Annotated in this window: 1 protein-coding gene; it reads left to right on the top strand. The window is 46.0% G+C overall.

All coding sequences use genetic code 11. The features are described from left to right. Window positions 1–687 (top strand): DUF5666 domain-containing protein (locus tag L6773_RS21295; RefSeq protein WP_255727832.1); only part of this gene is annotated, 687 nt, incomplete at both ends.

Below are 687 nucleotides of genomic sequence, written 5' to 3'. Positions count from 1 at the left end.
GCAACAAGCTCCACGTTTATGATCAATGGCCTGACATTTACCGTAAACGATGATACCGACATTGAAGGTGACGATGGTGTGAATACTCTCGATGATGTGGTGGATGCCCTGAATGATGGCGATGAAGTTGACGCCGAAGGTGAATACTACGAAGACGGCGACCAAAACATTGTCATTGAAGTAGAGTTCGATGTCGAACGCCGAGAGGATGACGACGGTGACGAAGATGGAGACGAAGACGGCGATGAAGAAGAGTATGAATTCGGCGGACGAGTCAACACCGTAAACACATCATCTAACACTTTCGAACTGATCAATGGCCAGGTTTATCTCATCAATAATGATACCGAATTTGATAATGACGGTGATTTAATGAGCCTGCAGGCCGTCTCTGAGGATCTTACAAATGGCCACGTTGTAACTACCGAAGGCGTATATGAACCTGAAGAAGATGACACAAGACTTGTACTTACCGTCAAATTTGAAAGCAATAAAGATGATGACGATGAAGGAGACGACGGTGACGAAGATGGAGACGACGACGGCGATGATGATGGTGACGATGATGAGGACCGCGATGAACTCGAGTTTGACGGGTCAATTACTTCAGCAACAAGCTCCACGTTTATGATCAATGGCCTGACATTTACCGTAAACGATGATACCGACATTGAAGGTGACGATGGT

Origin of the sequence: Rhodohalobacter sulfatireducens (genome assembly GCF_022012475.1) — a bacterium.
GTDB lineage: Bacteria > Bacteroidota > Rhodothermia > Balneolales > Balneolaceae > Rhodohalobacter > Rhodohalobacter sulfatireducens.
This window is presented reverse-complemented; position numbering and strand designations above follow the sequence as displayed.